Origin of the sequence: Staphylococcus cornubiensis (assembly GCF_900183575.1) — a bacterium.
GTDB lineage: Bacteria > Bacillota > Bacilli > Staphylococcales > Staphylococcaceae > Staphylococcus > Staphylococcus cornubiensis.
In genome coordinates this window covers 292,284-310,945 of record NZ_FXUZ01000002.1, presented here as the reverse complement: position 1 = coordinate 310,945, position 18,662 = coordinate 292,284, and the positions used below count along the sequence as shown (strand labels likewise).

General features: G+C 38.3%; 15 protein-coding genes and 1 CRISPR repeat array. Of the genes, 3 read left to right on the top strand and 12 right to left on the bottom strand.

Annotated elements, in window-relative coordinates:
* The first annotated feature begins 99 nt into the window (after positions 1-99).
* Entirely contained in the window at positions 100-360 is a 261-nt protein-coding gene (locus tag CCE82_RS04545) for a SunI/YnzG family protein (RefSeq protein WP_086428228.1), read from the top strand.
* 303 nt (positions 361-663) lie between these two features.
* On the opposite strand, the gene CCE82_RS04540 is transcribed toward CCE82_RS04545, so the two are convergent.
* The 7 genes from CCE82_RS04540 to CCE82_RS04510 form a co-directional block, all read right to left on the bottom strand.
* Positions 664-2,034, bottom strand: coding sequence for a YjiH family protein (locus CCE82_RS04540; RefSeq protein ID WP_086428227.1), 1,371 nt, complete (start codon positions 2,032-2,034; stop codon positions 664-666).
* Between the two features lie 119 nt (positions 2,035-2,153).
* On the bottom strand, positions 2,154-3,116 hold the full coding sequence (locus CCE82_RS04535) for a FecCD family ABC transporter permease (protein ID WP_086428226.1): 963 nt from the start codon (positions 3,114-3,116) through the stop codon (positions 2,154-2,156).
* Positions 3,113-4,138, bottom strand: coding sequence for a FecCD family ABC transporter permease (locus tag CCE82_RS04530; protein ID WP_086428225.1), 1,026 nt, complete (start codon positions 4,136-4,138; stop codon positions 3,113-3,115). Before CCE82_RS04530 ends, CCE82_RS04535 begins: the two co-directional genes overlap by 4 nt.
* Positions 4,139-4,186: 48 nt before the next feature.
* Complete coding sequence (locus CCE82_RS04525; RefSeq protein WP_086428224.1) at positions 4,187-5,176, bottom strand: ABC transporter substrate-binding protein; 990 nt, start codon at positions 5,174-5,176, stop codon at positions 4,187-4,189.
* A gap of 69 nt (positions 5,177-5,245) precedes the next feature.
* Positions 5,246-6,322 carry an alanine racemase gene (locus CCE82_RS04520; RefSeq protein ID WP_086428223.1) on the bottom strand — a complete coding sequence of 359 codons (1,077 nt, stop codon included), beginning with the start codon at positions 6,320-6,322 and terminating at the stop codon, positions 5,246-5,248.
* Between the two features lie 3 nt (positions 6,323-6,325).
* The gene (locus CCE82_RS04515) at positions 6,326-8,089 is read right to left on the bottom strand and encodes an IucA/IucC family protein (protein ID WP_086428222.1); all 1,764 of its coding nucleotides are present in this window, start codon (positions 8,087-8,089) and stop codon (positions 6,326-6,328) included.
* The gene (locus CCE82_RS04510) at positions 8,073-9,257 is read right to left on the bottom strand and encodes an MFS transporter (protein ID WP_086428221.1); all 1,185 of its coding nucleotides are present in this window, start codon (positions 9,255-9,257) and stop codon (positions 8,073-8,075) included. Before CCE82_RS04510 ends, CCE82_RS04515 begins: the two co-directional genes overlap by 17 nt.
* 100 nt (positions 9,258-9,357) lie before the next feature.
* Between CCE82_RS04510 and CCE82_RS04505 the strand changes: the two genes are divergently transcribed.
* Positions 9,358-11,316 (top strand): IucA/IucC family protein, encoded by a 1,959-nt coding sequence (locus CCE82_RS04505; protein ID WP_086428220.1) that lies wholly within the window; start codon positions 9,358-9,360, stop codon positions 11,314-11,316.
* Between the two features lie 130 nt (positions 11,317-11,446).
* Complete coding sequence (locus CCE82_RS04500) at positions 11,447-12,592, top strand: MFS transporter (RefSeq protein ID WP_086428219.1); 1,146 nt, start codon at positions 11,447-11,449, stop codon at positions 12,590-12,592.
* Between the two features lie 513 nt (positions 12,593-13,105).
* Here the strand turns inward: CCE82_RS04500 and CCE82_RS04495 are convergent.
* The 5 genes from CCE82_RS04495 to CCE82_RS04475 form a co-directional block, all read right to left on the bottom strand.
* Positions 13,106-13,597: an Asp23/Gls24 family envelope stress response protein gene (locus CCE82_RS04495; protein ID WP_086428218.1), complete on the bottom strand. Its 492-nt coding sequence runs from the start codon at positions 13,595-13,597 to the stop codon at positions 13,106-13,108.
* Between the two features lie 53 nt (positions 13,598-13,650).
* Complete coding sequence (locus CCE82_RS04490) at positions 13,651-13,896, bottom strand: DUF2273 domain-containing protein (RefSeq protein WP_086428217.1); 246 nt, start codon at positions 13,894-13,896, stop codon at positions 13,651-13,653.
* A 12-nt stretch (positions 13,897-13,908) separates the two neighbouring features.
* Positions 13,909-14,451 carry an alkaline shock response membrane anchor protein AmaP gene (gene amaP / locus CCE82_RS04485; RefSeq protein ID WP_167370959.1) on the bottom strand — a complete coding sequence of 181 codons (543 nt, stop codon included), beginning with the start codon at positions 14,449-14,451 and terminating at the stop codon, positions 13,909-13,911.
* A gap of 261 nt (positions 14,452-14,712) precedes the next feature.
* Positions 14,713-16,227 (bottom strand): BCCT family transporter, encoded by a 1,515-nt coding sequence (locus tag CCE82_RS04480; protein ID WP_086428215.1) that lies wholly within the window; start codon positions 16,225-16,227, stop codon positions 14,713-14,715.
* A 56-nt stretch (positions 16,228-16,283) separates the two neighbouring features.
* Positions 16,284-17,294 carry a zinc-binding alcohol dehydrogenase family protein gene (locus CCE82_RS04475; protein WP_086428214.1) on the bottom strand — a complete coding sequence of 337 codons (1,011 nt, stop codon included), beginning with the start codon at positions 17,292-17,294 and terminating at the stop codon, positions 16,284-16,286.
* Between the two features lie 175 nt (positions 17,295-17,469).
* A CRISPR array of direct repeats spans positions 17,470-18,556; the repeat unit is 36 nt; unit sequence GTTTTACTTCTTTCTAAATAAACATAGTGCTAAAAC.
* Positions 18,557-18,662: the final 106 nt, after the last annotated feature.

Genomic DNA, 18,662 nt, shown 5'->3' with positions numbered 1-18,662 from the left:
TATAACACATTAAACTTTCTGTAACTCATATTATTTGAAAAAGCGGTTTCAATCAGTTACAATGAACTTACAAATTGAGATAAAGGATGTGTTTTTGTCATGGCAATGACAGTAAAGAAAAATGAAGAAGAAGTGCATATTCAATGGAGAGTAGCAGATATTCACATTCCTAATGACGAAATCCTTAATGTGAGTGAAGATCAAGATATTCATGCAGTACCTGAAGTAGATGCGAAAAAAGTTTATCGTATTGGTTCTACATTCGGAAAAACAAATCGCGTGATTATCGACACGAACAAACAACAATACATCATTTATACGTTTAATGATAAAAAAGTATACAACGAAGTGACGAAATAATACTTCTGATAAATTTTGGGATGGCTGATGCTGTCCCATTTTTTATACCTGTTAAATATCAGAAATCGTATTTAAGCCTTTGATTCATCCTTCGAGAGTTCCATCCATTTTGACGATTTTACAATAACAACAGTCGAAAATGAGGCAAGTTTCCCGTATTATGGAAATATCATAAAAAGAATAATCCACTACTATTCTCTGTGCTTATTAAGAATCATCATCACAGAGATATCACGCAAACACGCAAAAAAACAGGCTGAGGAATCTGTTTCTCAAGCCTGTTTTTTTCGATTAAATATTGTTTTAGAAAAAGAGATGTGCGACTAACACAATAATAGGTAATGTAATCACCGTACGGATTAAAAAGATGGCAAAAAGTTTCCCTAACCCGACCGGAATTTTTGATCCTAAAATAACGCCACCTACTTCAGATAAATAAATCAATTGACAGACACTTAATACGCCGACGATAAATTGTGTCATGGGACTTTCGACACTTTCAATTAAGATAGAGGGTAAAAACATGTCTGCAAAGCCGATAATCATGGTTTCAGAGGCAGCTTGAGCTTCAGGTACATGTAACAACTCTAAAATCGGTACAAATGGGATTCCTATCCACGTGAATACTGGTGTGTAAGTGGCCAAAATTGTAGCAACTGTACCTACAGTCATCACGACAGGAATTACAACAAGCCACATGTCCATCACAGTTTTAAATGCTGTCACGATGTATTGTTTAAATCCAGGTGCACGATATGCTGTCACAACTGCATCTTCATAACCTCTACGGAACGATTCCTTATAGTTGTATTGCTTTTCTGGACGTTCTTCAGCTGTGACACCATCTGAAAAACGATCTTCTATATAACGCAATGGCCAAATCCTTGGCATAATCAAAGCTGCAACGAAACACGCCAAAATAACTGTTCCATAAAAGAGTGCAAAACGATGAATTAAGCCAATGGTTTCCGCTATAACGATGGCAAATGTTAATGAAACAACACTGAATGTCGTCGCAATAACAGTTGCTTCCCGTCTTGTATAATAGCCCTCTTCATACTGTTTACTCGTAATCATCACGCCGACAGTGCCATCACCGATAAATGATGCGAGGTTGTCTACAGTCGAACGACCAGGTAATGTAAACAACGGGCGCATGACTGGTCTAAATATAGGACCTAAAAACTCTAATAATCCGTATTCCAGCAATAATGGTAAAAAGATTGCCGCGAAGAAAAACACTGCGACTAATGTCGGGAGGAGTCCTGTAAAAATAAGACCTCCCGTGTCTTCTGAATAAACCCATGAAAATCCTTTGTTTAAAAATGTCATACAAACGATAATGATGGCAAGCATACGAATCACAAACCATGGCCATGTCACAATGAATGCGTTGGCTCTAAAACTATTTTTCGGTATACGATGTTTGAGAACTGTACTACAAAGTATTGTGAGTATTCCCGAAATTACAATAATCAGCATAATGATCCACGGAATCGCCGGACCTAATATCGCTTGAAATTGTTTTGCTAAAAATGCAATGGGTAACGTGGTTGTCCGCTTCCCGTCTTCTATCACAGGGAGTGGAATTAAAAATAAAATAATTCCGATAAGAGAAAGAATAATAAATTTCAATCTCCCTGTATTCTTTGCTTTCTGATTCAAATCTTCCATTTCCTCCCGCCTTTTCCCTAATGATGGGACAGTTCAACAATTGATATAAATTATACAGAATTTCCTATATATATGCAATGTCGAACAAAACGTTAAAGTGTGAATTACAACTTGATGCGTTACATTTTTCGTAAAACATAAAGGAAATACGGCGCACCAATAATTGCAATCAATACACCTACAGGAATATCAATCGGTGGTGCAATAATACGTGCTAACCCATCCGCAACGACCATGAGCAATGCACCAACAAGTCCCGACATTGCAACGATATGACGATGTTGATGACCGACGAGACTGCGCGCAATATGAGGGGCAATTAATCCTAGAAAACTTAAGCCCCCAACAACTGAAATCGCTGCACCGGCTAGCATAACTGATGTTAAAAGTAAAATCATTTTAGTGCGTTGTACGTTTGTCCCTAATGCAGTTGCGACATCATCTCCTAAATGTAAAATATCGAGTTTTTTAGCATAAAGGAAAATAACTGGAATGGCTACAATCAACCAAGGCAAAATTGTCAACACATGATCCATAGAACGACCAAAAAGACTACCGGTTAACCAAACTAATGCAATGTTCGCTTCCATAGGGTTTCGAATGAGTAAGTATTGTACTAATGCCATCGCAACAGCACCAATCGCCATCCCAATCAGCGCAAGTTGTGAGCCTTTAATGCCCTTCCAACTGATAAGTAACGACAGGATTAAACTAATGACTAGCGCCCCAATAAATGAAGCGACAGGAAGTACGAATAGCGGTGCAGTTGGAAAGACAATAATCACGATGACTGCTGCTAAACTTGCCCCTTTCGTAATCCCGATGACATCTGGTGACGCAAGCGGATTTCGAATTACGCCTTGAATTACTGCACCGGAAATGGCTAATGCCGCTCCGACTAATATACCAAGTAACATACGAGGTACTCTAAATTCATTTAAAATAAAGTTGTCGCCTGACCAGACCTCTTTTAATACAGTGGTCGGTGAAATCCAAACCGCACCAGCACTTAAACTTAATATAGCCCCTACAATAAGAAGTGCGATAACGATAATATAACGTCTACTATAATGCGTCTTCATCGTGTTTTCACTCCTCTCATTGTAATCCATAAGAAGTATAATGCGCCGACAAAGGATGTTACGATGCCGACCGGTGATTCAAACGGAAAGGCAATTAAACGACTGATAACGTCAGAGATTAATAGCAAATTGGCGCCCATTATCATCGAAAGTGTAATGATTAAAAAATAATTACGATTCAAATAGTGTTTCACGATATGTGGCACAATTAAACCAACAAAGCCAATTGGACCAGCAATAGACACACTTGCACCAGCTAAGACGATAACAAGCAATCCCGCTAATGCACGGATTAATTTCGTATTTTGACCGAGACCTGTCGCAAGTTGATCACCTAAAGTTAAAATCGCAAGTTGACGCGCGAGTAACAACGCTGCAATGAGACCCCCGATAATCCATGGCAAAGCTTGAAAAATTTGTGGCCATTTAATCGTATGCAGTGCACCGACGAGCCAGAACATGACTGTTGTCGTTGCATCTTCATTTAACAAAATAATTCCTTGCGTTAAGCTTGTGAAAAATAAGTGTACCGTCATCCCAGCAAGCGCCAATTTGACTGGTGTCATGCCCTTTGTCGTATCGGCAAGTGTGTAGACTGCAAAGCCACCGATAAACGCTCCGACAAACGCAAACACAACAGTATTATCTGCTAGTGCGGGTATAAAGACCGTAATCAGTACAACTGTAAACGAAGCACCTGCATTGACACCAAATATTTGCGGTGACGCGAGTGGGTTACGTGTAATCGCTTGCATTAAAACCCCTGCAACAGCCAGTGCCGCTCCGATTATCGCACCCGCAATCATTCTCGGCATACGTACATTATGTATTAAAAATGTTTCTTTTGTTGCTTTAAGATGAAAGAAATAATCTAACATCGATTGAAAAGAAATTTTAGATGAACCGATTGCAAGATTTAAATAAATTGCAAAAATAAGAAAGCACACGCTTACAATAAATGTAAGCGTAGTGCGTCTTCTTTGGTGATGTTCATCATTCAATTTTGTATTTAGCTTTGACATAACAAATCACCTTTTATATGCAATGACAAGGTGTTGATCATGGTCACATTACTTGTCGTTGCTTTCCTTTTTAGAAATCTCTACAAGTTCTTTTGCGATTTCTTCAGAAGAGATTAAACCTCTTGATTTTGCCCATGTTTGACGATCAACCACATGCACGCGATTATTTTTAACCGCATCGATTTCGTTCCATACTGGGTCTTTCTTCATTTTAGCGTAGAATGGGTCTTTTTCACCATTCACCATAATAAACATACGTTCAGGATTCACTTGAGATAATTGTTCTGAGTTCATATTTAAGTACGGTGCATTTAAGTATTCAGGTAATTGATCTGCAACTTCTTTCGTTAATGCTTCTTTAAAACCAAGGTCGTGTAAAAATTGACCGACATATGATTTGTCAGAATGTGCTAAAAGACCTGATTGAGAAATTACAGCTGGTAAAACTTTTAGATTTTTATCCATTGTAATTTCTTTTTTATACTTGTCAATTTTTTCTTCGTGTTCTTTCAATCGTTTATCAGCTTGATCTTCTTTAGATAATGCTTTTGCGATTGTTTTGAACGCTTCGATATTGTCTTTGTAATCAGAATCTAAACTTGGTAATAAAATCGTTGGTGCGATTTTACTTAATTGTTCGTAGTTACCTTTATGACGGTTATTATCCGCAATAATTAAATCAGGTTTAAGTTCGCTAATGACTTCTAAGTTAGGTTGTTTACGTGCACCTACAGATTTGTAATCGCCTACTTTATCGCGAAGTGGGTCGATAAGATTCGTTTTTTTGCCGTCATCCGCAATACCTACTGGCTTCACACCTAATGCGACTAATGCATCAACAAATGAATATTCTAAAGCAACGACTCTTTTTGGCTCTTTATCAATTTTAGTTGTGCCACCGTCGTGCTTGATTTCAACACCTTTTGTACTTTCTGACTTGTTGTTCGACTTGTCAGAATCACTTACATTGCCACATGCTGCAACAATAATCATTACAGCAACTAGGGCGATAATACCCCACCATTTCTTTGTTTTCACTATTCTGCCACTCCTTTGAAATGTGTTTTTCAAATACATTTTAATAATAGTTGATAACGATTCTCAATGTCAATACTGTTTGATAAAATTATTCTTTTTTATATCCACAAATCCTTTGACCAATTGCTCGATGCCTTGGTCTTCATCGTAACTTTTCGGAATATGGCGCATGTGCATACTATGCGCAAGTGCGCCATAATCTAAGCGAAATTCTACCTTATCACCAATTTGATAGTAATCTGCTAATCCTAAGTTCAACATCAATGTATCGCTGGAGTGGCCAACAACTTTTAATTGATGGTCAACAGGTTGAATGCCTGCTATCACTGTATCTAACTGACCAACATCAACTAAAGCTTGCATATAAGATTGACGCGTTTCAAGGTTTAAGCGCGGTTTAATTTCTAAAATCCTACCACTTAATGTGACTGCATCATCAAATAAATACGGCAAGCGCATGTTATATGCTGTTTCATAACCTCGAAAAAGGGCTTCACCGATTCTAAGTTCGTTAATACGTCCAAGGTCCGCATACATCGCTAACGTAAGCATACTTGAATTCCCACCTGATATCGTATTTAATTTCACACCCGTATCACGTTCGACTGATTCGATAAAATAATTAATATAGACAATATCTTCCTCAGTCGGTGGAATTTGACGAAAACACATAAAGTTGAATGAAAGTCCTTTTAAATAAACACCTTTTAATCGAATGATTTCTTTGATGAGCGGCACGACTTCATAAGTCAACGCCCCTTCTCGCCCATCTTTCCAATCCACCATTAAATAAATATGGTGTTTAACGCCTTGAGCAACCGCTTCGTCACTGAGCGCACGAATGGTTTCGAGTTCTGTTTGAATACTGATTTGACTATTGCGAACTACGGCTTCTATTTCATGTGGAAGTGCCCCTTTAATCAACATGTCTTGTTCAGTAGGTTGTTGCTGATCTGACATCATAGCCGTTAAGCGCGATTCAGCTAAAGTGTTAAAGCCCATCTCACGAAACTGTTGACGCACTTTCGTATCGCCACCCATACATTTCGTAACTGGAATCATACGTACCCCTTGTTCTGCAAGCATGTGCTGTAAAACCATTGCATTATATTTGATTTTACTTAGATTAATGTGTATTTGAGGCATTAGCTACAGCTCTCTTTCTAAAGGATTTTTAATGTCGATTTGCACGTACTGTTTCACTTTTTGTTCCATTCTCATATTGAGTAAGGCTTTAACAGTGATTTTGTCACCGAATAAGATACGTTTTAATGCATCTGCGTGTGCGTGTGACGGATCAATTGCCTCCTCAATGACAGCTGCCGCAATATCATATAACGGCGCTTCGTCAATGTGATGAACATGATGGAAATGATGGATCAATGTGCCAAGTTGATTTTGAATGACTGCATGTTGAAACTTCGCAATGACTGCTTCAATTTCATCACTGATTAAACTTTTGTTCGTAATTTCAAAATCCGGGACTGTTTGTGTTAACGTTTCAGGATAAATACGGGAACCCCCTAAATCACGTACGATAAACGATAATCTTTCGCTTTCTTTATCAATTTGTAGAATCGTATTTTGTTGATGGGCTTCTAACGCAATGCCATATTGTTGAATATAACCGACTAATGGTGGGATAAGTGCTTCCATATATTGACGCATGAACTGGTGAATGGTTTGTTCATTAATTTCCCCGTAAAGATATTCAATTAAACTATCCACCACCCCTTGTCCATCGACAGGGTTCACTTGTGTCAATACTGCCGTCACCAATTGCGTATAGTCACGTGCATGGACTTCAGGTGAATGACGAATAATCATCGCAAATTGACGTGCCAAATCCGCTTCAACATCAATATGCGCGCCATAGGGTTCACTTGCGACAGATAACGTTGGATAGATGTCTAGCATGTCTTGTAATTGATAACTCAATTTCGGTCCATCCACTGTCGTCACAGTTGAAACGGTGCGCACAGCACTTGTTGCTTGAACGTTCACCGGTAATTTCACATGATACGGATAATGGAGTAAGCGCATCGTTCTAAATGACAAGGTCGCTTTGGAATCAACAGTAAACGGTGTTGGAATCACGTCATGTTGCGCAATCAATGTTTGAAAACGTTCTGTAATAACGTTAGTGTATTGCCAAGGATGTACGAGCATCACCCGATAATCATCAAGCGTTCCTTCATATGTTTGCATCCATTGTCTTAACTGACTTTCTTTATCAGAGAACATCTTTTTCAACACAAAATCTTCTTCCCCAGTCATGGTCGTACTTTTTAATAAACCTTTACGTACGAGTACGATTTTCAATGGAATGATTTTCATAAATTCCGGTGCATATTGTTGAATTTCTGCCTCAGTCAGTGGTAATTTCGTTTTCGTTAATGGGTGCGAGGGGTGACCTTCCCAAATCATTCCCTCTGTATAACCGAGTACCGAGAATGATTCATCTCCATTCATATGATTCAGCCATGCGATAAAATTTAACGTGTCAGGCATGCGCGAAAATTTTAATGAATGGCGCATCACTCGTTCACGTTGGCGAAGTTGTTGATAGCTCAGTTCAAGACCAAGACGACTATGTAGTAACTCCTCAATCAACTGGTCATGAAAGGTCATACCAAAATGTTCAGCTAAAATGTCTATCAATTGTTCTACTGTTTCAATCGTGACGCCTTCTGTGCCGACACGATAAACAATAGGACCACTCAGTTCAAGTTGATACAACGCACTAACCGTCTCATATTGCACTTCCAATTGATGTTGATGATAACGGATGATGACTTGGTTTTGTTTGAATTGAAGCTGTGCCTTTTCAGGAAATAATTGTTCTTTCATACATGCAATAAGAATCCGATATTGAATATTTTGATCTGCATTCAGTTTATGAGTGAGTGTCATGAACTGTGTTGCCTCCATTCATCTTAAATTTTGTTAAATACCCTATCACTGCAATGATTGTCGTTGCGCCACCCATCACTAAAAAGGTCGTTGTAATACCGATAAGCCCTGTAAAATAACTGAGTACCATTGCGCCAAGTGGGATCATCCCTCTATCCATCATGACGACGCTTAAAATTTTCCCTCTGCTCTCTTGATCCACATCATTTTGAAAATAAATGCGATTCGTCGTTCTAGCAAACTGACCGAATAACCCGACGAAAAATATCATCAAGAAGAGTCCAATTTCACCAAGTGGGTATAATAAAATTAACGCAATACCGAATAAAATCGAACTTAAATAATAGCACGTCTCGGTTGAAAATTTTTGTAACACATAAGGTATCGTGAGTGTCGCAAGAATCCCGCCTATTGCACTCACTGTCATCGCTGTACCAAAAACGGATGCACTATTAGGATATACCTCATCCGTTAAAATCGGTAACATTGTCGTATAAGAGTAACCCATCGCCATAATGAGAAGTGACGTTATAAAAATTCTTCTCCCTTGCAAATGAAGTTTAAAATATTGTAAAGCGACAGATAATGAAAATTGCTTATTTTTGACCGGTTTAACGACTGCAAGTTTTAATGGAAGACTTAACACGAGCGCAAGTACGTAACAAATGGTCTGTACTACAAATGCAATCGGTACGTCCCATACTGCAATGATAAAACCGGCAACAGCTGGCCCTATTGAACGACAAACATTTAATAAAAAGGAATGATAAGAAACAGCTTTGGATACAGTAAGTCTTTCGGAGATGTCGGGTAGTACGGCTTGTCTCACTGGTGTTTCAATGGCACTCATACAACCGCGCAAACAGGCGTATATGTATAAATAAGGCATCGGAATTTGACTCATGATCAGTACACATAACGCTAATGTACCTGTAATGACCATCGAACTTGTCACTGTCATTTTGATCAGTGTTGAACGTCGATATCGGTCCGCAATACTTCCTGCCCATAAACTTAAAATAAAAATCGGTGCTAATCTAAAGAAGTTGATGAATGCGAGGTCCATTGGATTTTCATTGAGTTGATAAGCATACCAGTTCAGTGCGATTTGACCAATCCAATTCCCTAAAAATAGTAAAAAGGTACTCGGAAAAAACCATTTTGCCAAAATTTTCACCTTCTTTAATTGATAACGATTCTCATTTCCGATATTATGGATTATACGAATCCTTTCCGTATTTGTAAAATAAAATGAATGAGGTGTCGTCATGAAAACGGAACAAAATCATCTGAGTATGATAGAAAAAGACTTTACAAAAGATGAAATGGAAAATTATCAAACACTTCTCCAATTTGATTCGAACTGGGCCACAGAATTTAAACAACATGTCTTAGCAGGCCGTGACAAAATTACTGCTCGACTGATGGCATCACTGTATCGTGAGAACTTGGTCGAAAGCTATACAAATAGTGCGTTCGTACAAGCAGAGCATTTAGACAATCCTGCTATACCTACCGGCGAAGTATTAATGATTCATTTTACATACGGCCAACACACATTGTATGCCCGTGTCATCGGCCACCACGCATTTAATCGCGTTGATGTCACAGGACCATTTTATTGGAGAACACCAGATGGAGAAGACCGTCGCGTATTGCATCCTAATGAAGTACTCGATGTCATCATTAATGAAGACACAGCATATCAAGGTAGAGCCGCAGAACAATTTCGTGATGATATGGAGAACAGTGCCGCGCATATGACACTTGCGCTCAGTTATCAAGCACAACATCCATTAAAAGACGCGTCATCATTACTCGACTATGTAGAATCACAAGAAGACCGTTACTTAACATCCGAGCAACTCGTTATTGAAGGTCACCCGATACATCCAGGTGCCAAATTACGTAAAGGGATGTCAGCACAAGAAACGATTGATTACTCGTCAGAATACCAACACGCGATACCGATGCAGTTCATTCTCGTTCATCGTAATGTTGTACGCACAATGACACAACATGGCACATATCAAGACACGATTTATCACATGTTCGACGGTCTAAAAACAGCGGCACAACAAGCTGTGAGCGCGCATTCGACATTGGAAGATTACATGCCTTTAATCGTTCACCCTTGGCAATATGAACATATTATTCGTACAGATTATCAACACGAACTCGCCACACAAACGATTATTCCATTAGATTATACGATGCCATACTATGCCGGCTTATCATTCCGAACATTAATGCCTAAAAAGCCAGACATCACACCACATATCAAACTATCAACAAACGTGCATATTACAGGTGAAATTCGCACCCTTTCAGAACAGACGACGCATAATGGACCTTTAATGACAACGATTTTAACAGACATTTCAGCACAAGATTCACTTTTCAACAACGTCGCAACTTCACCAGTACCTGAAATTGCTGGTGCACATTTTTATCAACCTGAAGATAGCACACCTGATGAACAAGAACGACGTAGTGAGCAGCTAGGGACGTTATTTAGACAAAACATTTATGACATGATAGACAACGAGGCCCTTCCACTCATTCCATCCAGCCTTGTCGTCACACATCCAGAAACTGCGCGCCCACTCATTGCCGAATTAGTTGAACGTTATATACAAACAAAAGAGAGCTCGACAGACATTGACGCACGTGCAGAATGGTTTAGATCTTATGCCGCTTCATTGATAGATTACGTCATTCCACTATTAGTCAAATATGGCATCGCATTAGAAGCGCACTTACAAAATACGATTGCCGTATTCGAACCGCGTACGGGGGCATTTTCACACATGCTTATCCGCGACTTCGAAGGGCTACGTATCGATGCCGAACAATTAGCACAAATGGGATACGATACATCGCATTTCCATGAAAAATCACGCATCTTAACCAAAAGTCAAACGTCTGTATTTAACAAGGCTTTTTACTCAACGATTCAAAATCATCTCGGTGAACTCGTCGCAACACTCGCACGCTTTTATCAAGATGCCACACTTGAAAATACGTTATGGTCCATCGTACGTCAACAAATTGAACAATGCTTCGAAAAACTTGAAGCAACTGACATCGATTCAGAACGTTTAGCGCATATGCAAGACGTATTCTTTAACACAACGATTGACTATAAATGTGTGACAACGATGCGATTATTAGATGAAGCGCATGAATATACGTACGTGAAAGTTGACAATCCACTCTCAAAATAGACCACAGCTTTTCGACTTAAAGAGGAAGGACGCATGTTTTCTTTAAAAGATTGAGTCAAAAGCATTCCTTATCATTTGTAATTGTATTAAAATAACTTATAGACAAAAATTACATTTGAGGAGAATGACTATGACAATCATGCGTACCTTAACGTTTATGTTAAGTATCTTTATCGTTGGAATGGTTGAGATGGTTGTCGCTGGCATTATGAATCTGATGAGCGCAGATTTAAATATATCAGAAGCATGGATCGGACAACTCGTGACGATTTATGCTTTTACTTTTGCTTTAACAGGGCCCATCTTAGTGAAACTTACCGAAAAATATTCACCTAAAAGTGTCTTACTGTCAGCGATTGCCTTTTTCGTAATAGGAAATCTTATGATTGCACTCTCCCCTAACTTTATTATTTTAATTATCGGTCGTATCATTTCATCAGCAGCCGCTGCATTGATCGTCGTTAAAATACTTTCCACAACAGTTGTATTAGCGAAACCTGAAAATCGTGGTAAAATGTTAGGCATTGTGTATACAGGGTTTAGCGCATCTAACGTATTCGGCGTGCCTATTGGTACATTAATTGGCGACTGGGCGGGATGGCGTTTTACATTTGGGCTTATTATTTTAGTCGGGCTCATTGCTGGCGTATTACTCATGATTTACTTGCCACGCGAAGTGAAATCTTCCCTACAAACAACCAAAGTGCATACGAGTCGAATTATAGACAAGCGAGAAGTCACTAAACTGCTCTCCATTACTTTTATATTATTAACAGCCAATTCAGTGGCGTATATTTACATTAATCCGTTGATTTTATCTGGCGGACACAACATCCAATTCGTGTCATTGGCCTTACTGATTATTGGAATCGCTGGTATGTTAGGAACATCATTAGGGGGGTTCTTTACAGACAAGTTTTCATTTAAAACGTGGCTATTTATCAGTGGCGGTGGGTTTGTTATTGTCATGTTAATCTTAAATCAACTTTGGACAACATCTGTGATTTTACTGATTGCTTTATTTATATGGCACATCATACAGTGGAGTACCAACCCAGCGGTACAATCCGGGCTCATTGACCAAGTAGAAGGCGATAACAGTCAAGTCATGAGTTGGAATATGTCGGCACTGAATGCAGGCATCGGTTTTGGTGCATTACTCGGCGGTTTAATCGTGTCACATATTGCGCTCCATGCGACAATTTATTTTGCCGCGGGCATCGGTTTCATCGGCTTTATCATTATTTTGATGCTAAAGAAAAAACAAGTCATTTAGATGACATTGAAAGGGGATAAGAAATAAAATTTTTTGATGCTATTGATGCAATATTTTGTTTAACTTGCCCTTTCGCTATGAAGTGTGCTTTTGATTGCCCTCATGGCTTCGCGTTTCCTAGGGGCTGGCCCTTCGACTAACTAACGCTTGATTAAACTGTTACATTTGTTGAGGCGTTAGTGGATTCTCCGGACCAGCTGATCCCTAAGGAGTCTCAGCCTTCTGGGCAATCTTACTCCAAATACAGCAAACAAAGGGCAAGTTTCTGAAATGAGGACAATCCATACCATCAATTTTTCATGTCCTATTCACCCTTATTTTTCAACGATGTTATCACCAATAATGGATATAAATACATCAATTGAGACATAGAATGGGATAGCTCAATATCCTAATCTTTTTTTGATTAGTCTATGCGCTCACGTTTCTTAAGTGCAGCTTCTTTACATGGTTACTCAACCTAAAAATGGAGGCATACGCCACGACACAGCGTACACCTCCATTTTTTAAATATTATTGTAAACCTTTGTTTTCGTTTTGGTCTTTGTTTTTCTCATGCTTTTGTTGCCATTCTTTACGTGTCATCACGTCATCAACTTGCATGTTTACTTCAACAACATCTAAACCAGTAATATGTTTCACTTGTTCTTTAATTAATTCAGTCACTTTACGGAAAATTTTCGGAGCAGATTCACCGTATTCTAAAATTACTTTTAAGTCGATAGCCGCTTGTTTTTCGCCTACTTCAGCAGAGACACCTTGTGTTACATTGTTGCCACCTGTGAATGAGCCGCTAATGCTGTCTACAAAGCCGCCTTTCATGTCTAAAATACCGCGTACTTCACGTGCTGCGATACCTGCAATTTTTTCAACAACTTCGTCAGAGAACGTTAAGCTATTTGAAAATTGTTGGCTTTGGTTTTCTTCACGTTGTTGTCTTTCAGTTTCGTTCACACCTGTTTCTCTGTTATAACTTTCTTTTGCTTTATTATTTTCAACTGCCATTTCAAAAACTCCTTTATTGTTTATTTTTATTTTCTTTTTATAGAATTATTGAATCAGCTTAACCGATTAAGTAAATTTAAGAAATCTTGTGTACGGTCTTTAATATACCCCACACCAATACCAATTAAACATAGGACGATGATTAAAATCGTTTTCCAAAAGCCAAGTGTTAAAAACAAGATTGCAATGATGAGGAAGAAGAAAAATCCAATGATGCGCCATTTGTAATTTTGTAATATCTTCGCAAATTGTTCTACTGAATCTCGATTACCTTGACCGTTTTGATTTTCATTAGACATAGGACCCCTCCTTTACACGACTCGTGGACCATTGTCTCTCTTCTGGTCACGGACATTGACTTTTACTGATTTGACATGCAATTCAGAGAAACGCTCAACGCTTTCTTTGATGTCTAATCTCACTTGTTCAACGAGTGATGGAACATTCGTCGATTCTGATGGCACGATAAAATCTGTTGTAATATCAATGAAACTGTTCTTTTTCTTGTTGTAAAGTTTCGATACCACATTCGGTTGACGAATCTCATCATATTTCGAAAGTGTGTCATAAACCGTATTTTCGATAGATTTACGTGAAATATAAATATGGCCATCTGAATAATCTTTATAGAGCCCTGGTTTACGATATGTCGGTTTGAAAGCTCTAAAGAATAAAATTAACCCAATGAGAATGAGTAATCCGGCTAGACCGATTAATAAAGGTTCGAACCAATTAAACTGGTAAAAGTAATCTTGGTATTGTTTAATCGGCTGATAATCAATATACATAAATAACAAGAAGCCTACGATAATGACTATCAACAAGCCAAGAATGAAATTTTTGATTCGTGTCATAATCAAATGCCACCTCCTATTCAACTTCTTACGATAAGCATATACCCTTATTTTTGACAGAAAAACTATAAATTTGTCATATTTTTAAAAAAATAGTTGTTTTTTTCTATCTAACTTTTTTTATACTCAATTTTATTTACAATGTTTTGCTTTGAGGAAGAGTTGAACACGATAAGGTGTAGGAAATCAATATGACAAGCGTACATCATTAAAAAAAAGCGAAACGGCCTCTCAACCATTTCGCTTCTTTATCTTTAAGTACTATTTTCTTTTGGACAGTCTCGGCCGTTCTGCAGCAAGTGCTTTGAATAATGACCAGACCATAAAAATAATTATAAAGGAGAATGGCAACGCTGCAATAATTAACAAGTTTTGAATCGCTTGCGTTCCACCTGTCAGTAACATAATCAGTGCGAAAAGTGCGAGCATAATCCCCCAACTGACTTTCACCCAGCTGCCAGGATGATTGTCACCATTCGTACTAAGCATACCGAGAACATAAGTTGCTGAGTCTGCTGATGTCACGAAGAAAATCATGACAACAACTAATGTGACAATACTCATCAAGAACCCTAGTGGATAATGTTCCAACGTCGCAAATGTTGCCGTTTCCATCGCTTCCCCCGCTATATTGGCAATACCGTGATCTTGTAAATAAATGGCTGACGCACCAAATACTGCGAAGAAAATGAAACAGACGATAGAAGGAACGAACAATACACCGACAATAAATTCTTTAATCGTACGTCCTCTTGACACACGCGCAATGAAAATACCAACAAATGGCGCCCATGAAATCCACCATGCCCAATAGAAGACGGTCCAGTTTTGGATCCATTGCGTTTTTTCCGGGTTATTGATTGTTAAACGTAAGCTCATGTCGAAAAAGTGCGCAATGTAATTCCCTAAACTATTCGTAAACATGTTTAATATGTAAAGCGTAGGCCCAATGATAAATACAACAGCAAGCACGACAAAGGCAAGTAACATATTGATATTACTTAATGTTTTAATCCCTTTACTTATGCCAGACCATGTCGACCATGTAAATAGTGCTGTAGCAACAATGACAATGATGATTTGTGTCGTGAAGTTTGCCGGAACTTTAAACAAGAAATTTAATCCTTCACTAATTTGTAGTGCACCAAAGCCTAATGTTGCGGACACACCTGTAACAGTCGCAATAATCGCAAGGATGTCTAACAATTTGCCAAGTGGACCTTGCATACGCTTTTCACCAAACAGCGGCGTTAATGTCGCACTCACTAATCCAGGATAACCTTTATGGAAATTGAAATAGGCAAAAGCAAGTGCAACAATCGCGTAAACCGCCCATGCATGAATGCCCCAATGGAAAAAGGCGAATTGCAGACTGTCATCAATAGCCGCTTGGGTACCTGCCTTATGAAGCGGCGTCGCAGTATAGGCATGTGAAATCGGTTCTGCCGTTGTCCAAAATACTAAACCAATCCCCATCCCTGCACTAAACAACATCGCAAACCAAGATTTTAATGAAAACTCTGGCTCTTCTCCTTCTTCACCTAGCGTAATCTGACTGTATCTGGAGAAAAGTAAATAGACGCAAATCAGAAATATTGCTAATAACAATAATAGATAGTACCAACTGAAATTTTGGCCAATCCATGCTGTAATCGCTTGCGTCTTTTGTTCCATTTGTGACGGAAAAATTGCTCCGACTAGAACGAATACACTACATAACAAGAGCGAAATCCAAAAGACGGCACTCACATGTTTCTTTTTCTCTTTTTGTTTCATGAGTTTAACTTCCCCTTAATCGTTAGTTAACAGTCACATTCCCTCTTTCACACAATTTATTCAACTATTTCGATGACCAGCTTACCGATATGTGATTGCTCTTCCATCATTTCATGTGCTTTAAAAACATTTTCAGGTGTCAAACCTTTCATCACTGAATTTAAAGTCGTTTGATATTGACCGGCGTTAACTTTAGCCGTTACATCTTCTAAATATTGACGGTACATGTATTCATCCACACCATGTATCGCGCGGGCAAACATAAATTCATGTGTAAACGTAATACTTTTTTGTTTCAAAGCATTCAAATCTTGATCCTGTTTAAAAGCCACAATCGTTGCGATATGACCTCTTGGCTGAATTAAGTCGATCATCACATCGTAATAATGGTCCGTATCGTATGTACAGAAAATATAATCTGGACATGCTAAGTTTTGGGCATCAAATTGTTCAGCTAAGTTTTCTTTATGATTCAACACCACGTCAGCCCCCATTTTTTCAGACCAAGCAATCGTTTCTGGTCGAGATGCTGTCGTAATGACGGTAAGGCCATACGCTTTCGCAATTTGTGTCGCAATACTGCCAACACCACCTGCACCGTTAATGATTAACAACGTTTTGCCTTGATTTTTCTGGGGTTCTGACGCAATACCGAATACATCGAACAATGTTTCATAAGCGGTAATCGCAGTTAATGGTAACGCCGCCGCTTCTGTAAAGGACAATTTTTCTGGCATATGCGCCATATAATTTTCATTTACAAGCTGATACGTTTGATTGGAACCCTCACGTTGATTGGAGCCAGAATAGTACACACGGTCACCAGGTTTGAAATCCGTAACCGCATCACCAACCGCTTCGACCACGCCAGCTGCATCAAAGCCAAGTATACGTGTATTCCCATTGAGAGGTGCTTGACGTGTTTTCGTATCGACCGGGTTCACGCCTGTCACATGGACTTTCACTAAAACATCGTGTCCCTTTGGTGTCGGCATATCACGCGTAACCTTTTCAAACTGTTGTCCCTCTGATAATTGGAACGGTTGTCGTGCAATAATTGCTTCCATAGATTTCCCCTACCTTCTTTTGAGTTTTATGAGCATTTGTGGCTATTATAACATGGAGGTGGAGAAGCAAGGGTAGTGGACATTTCGAATGAATAAAAAAGCCCCCACCATACCTTTTTTGAGGCGAAAACATAGTGAGGCAAATAAATGTAGTTCGTATTTGATTTAAAAGTGGGGTGTCATACTTACTAAATAAACATAGTGCTAAAACTACTCGTCACGCGCATTGATTAATACTTCTGTTTTACTTCTTTCTAAATAAACATAGTCCTAAAACAGTAACTTAGTTATTTCTTCTCCTTTACCGTTTTACTTTCTTCTAAATAAACATAGTGCTAAAACATAAGAAAGAAAAGAATTCAGAAACAAATGTTTTACTTTCTTCTAAATAAACATAGTGCTAAAACGATACTAACTCATGGTATACCATTGTATTTGTTTTACTTCTTTCTAAATAAACGTAGTGCTAAAACAATTGCATAAACTCACGCGATGGAGAATGAGTTTTACTTCTTTCTAAATAAACGTAGTGCTAAAACTTATGGTCTAATTGGACAAACTACATATTCGTTTTACTTCTTTCTAAATAAACATAGTGCTAAAACATTCGTGCGACCCTTTAAACTGGCGAATTTGTTTTACTTCTTTCTAAATAAACATAGTGCTAAAACTTACTTTTCAAGTAACTTATAGCTTTATCGTTTTACTTCTTTCTAAATAAACATAGTGCTAAAACTATTCGTAAGTCGACAGACGTTCGTAAGAGTTTTACTTCTTTCTAAATAAACATAGTGCTAAAACTTAACCCTGCCTCACGCTATCAGACGCTCTGTTTTACTTCTTTCTAAATAAACATAGTGCTAAAACTTTCAGGTTATAAGGTGCTCTACTTCCACGTTTTACTTCTTTCTAAATAAACATAGTGCTAAAACACACACGTCTTGTTAAAAGGCAGAAAATAGTTTTACTTCTTTCTAAATAAACATAGTGCTAAAACCCTTCAACTTGTAGATATGAGCGTGTGTCGGTTTTACTTCTTTCTAAATAAACATAGTACTAAAACTCTTTTTTTCCACGTATCACTTTTAATTTTTGTTTTACTTCTTTCTAAATAAACATAGTACTAAAACGTCACCGCGTCAATCAAGGCACCTGCTGCGGTTTTACTTCTTTCTAAATAAACATAGTGCTAAAACGAAGAAGATATCATTGACTTGGGTAGTGATGTTTTACTTCTTTCTAAATAAACATAGTGCTAAAACTCAAATCTCAAAATTCTTAACTGTATTCTAGAGAAAGTTGAGGCTTAACACTATTGAAAGAAGTAAAACATTAAAAACGAGGAATAGTGTTATCCTACTCAATCAC

Excerpts from the sequence above, each read along its gene's own strand:
- CCE82_RS04545 (WP_086428228.1), top strand. The coding sequence starts at position 100 with ATGGCAATGACAGTAAAGAAAAATGAAGAAGAAGTGCATATTCAATGG.
- CCE82_RS04540 (WP_086428227.1), bottom strand. The coding sequence starts at position 2,034 with ATGGAAGATTTGAATCAGAAAGCAAAGAATACAGGGAGATTGAAATTT.
- CCE82_RS04535 (WP_086428226.1), bottom strand. The coding sequence starts at position 3,116 with ATGAAGACGCATTATAGTAGACGTTATATTATCGTTATCGCACTTCTT.
- CCE82_RS04530 (WP_086428225.1), bottom strand. The coding sequence starts at position 4,138 with ATGTCAAAGCTAAATACAAAATTGAATGATGAACATCACCAAAGAAGA.
- CCE82_RS04520 (WP_086428223.1), bottom strand. The coding sequence starts at position 6,322 with ATGCCTCAAATACACATTAATCTAAGTAAAATCAAATATAATGCAATG.
- CCE82_RS04515 (WP_086428222.1), bottom strand. The coding sequence starts at position 8,089 with ATGACACTCACTCATAAACTGAATGCAGATCAAAATATTCAATATCGG.
- CCE82_RS04505 (WP_086428220.1), top strand. The coding sequence starts at position 9,358 with ATGAAAACGGAACAAAATCATCTGAGTATGATAGAAAAAGACTTTACA.
- CCE82_RS04500 (WP_086428219.1), top strand. The coding sequence starts at position 11,447 with ATGACAATCATGCGTACCTTAACGTTTATGTTAAGTATCTTTATCGTT.
- CCE82_RS04495 (WP_086428218.1), bottom strand. The coding sequence starts at position 13,597 with ATGGCAGTTGAAAATAATAAAGCAAAAGAAAGTTATAACAGAGAAACA.
- CCE82_RS04490 (WP_086428217.1), bottom strand. The coding sequence starts at position 13,896 with ATGTCTAATGAAAATCAAAACGGTCAAGGTAATCGAGATTCAGTAGAA.
- amaP (WP_167370959.1), bottom strand. The coding sequence starts at position 14,451 with ATGACACGAATCAAAAATTTCATTCTTGGCTTGTTGATAGTCATTATC.
- CCE82_RS04480 (WP_086428215.1), bottom strand. The coding sequence starts at position 16,227 with ATGAAACAAAAAGAGAAAAAGAAACATGTGAGTGCCGTCTTTTGGATT.
- CCE82_RS04475 (WP_086428214.1), bottom strand. The coding sequence starts at position 17,294 with ATGGAAGCAATTATTGCACGACAACCGTTCCAATTATCAGAGGGACAA.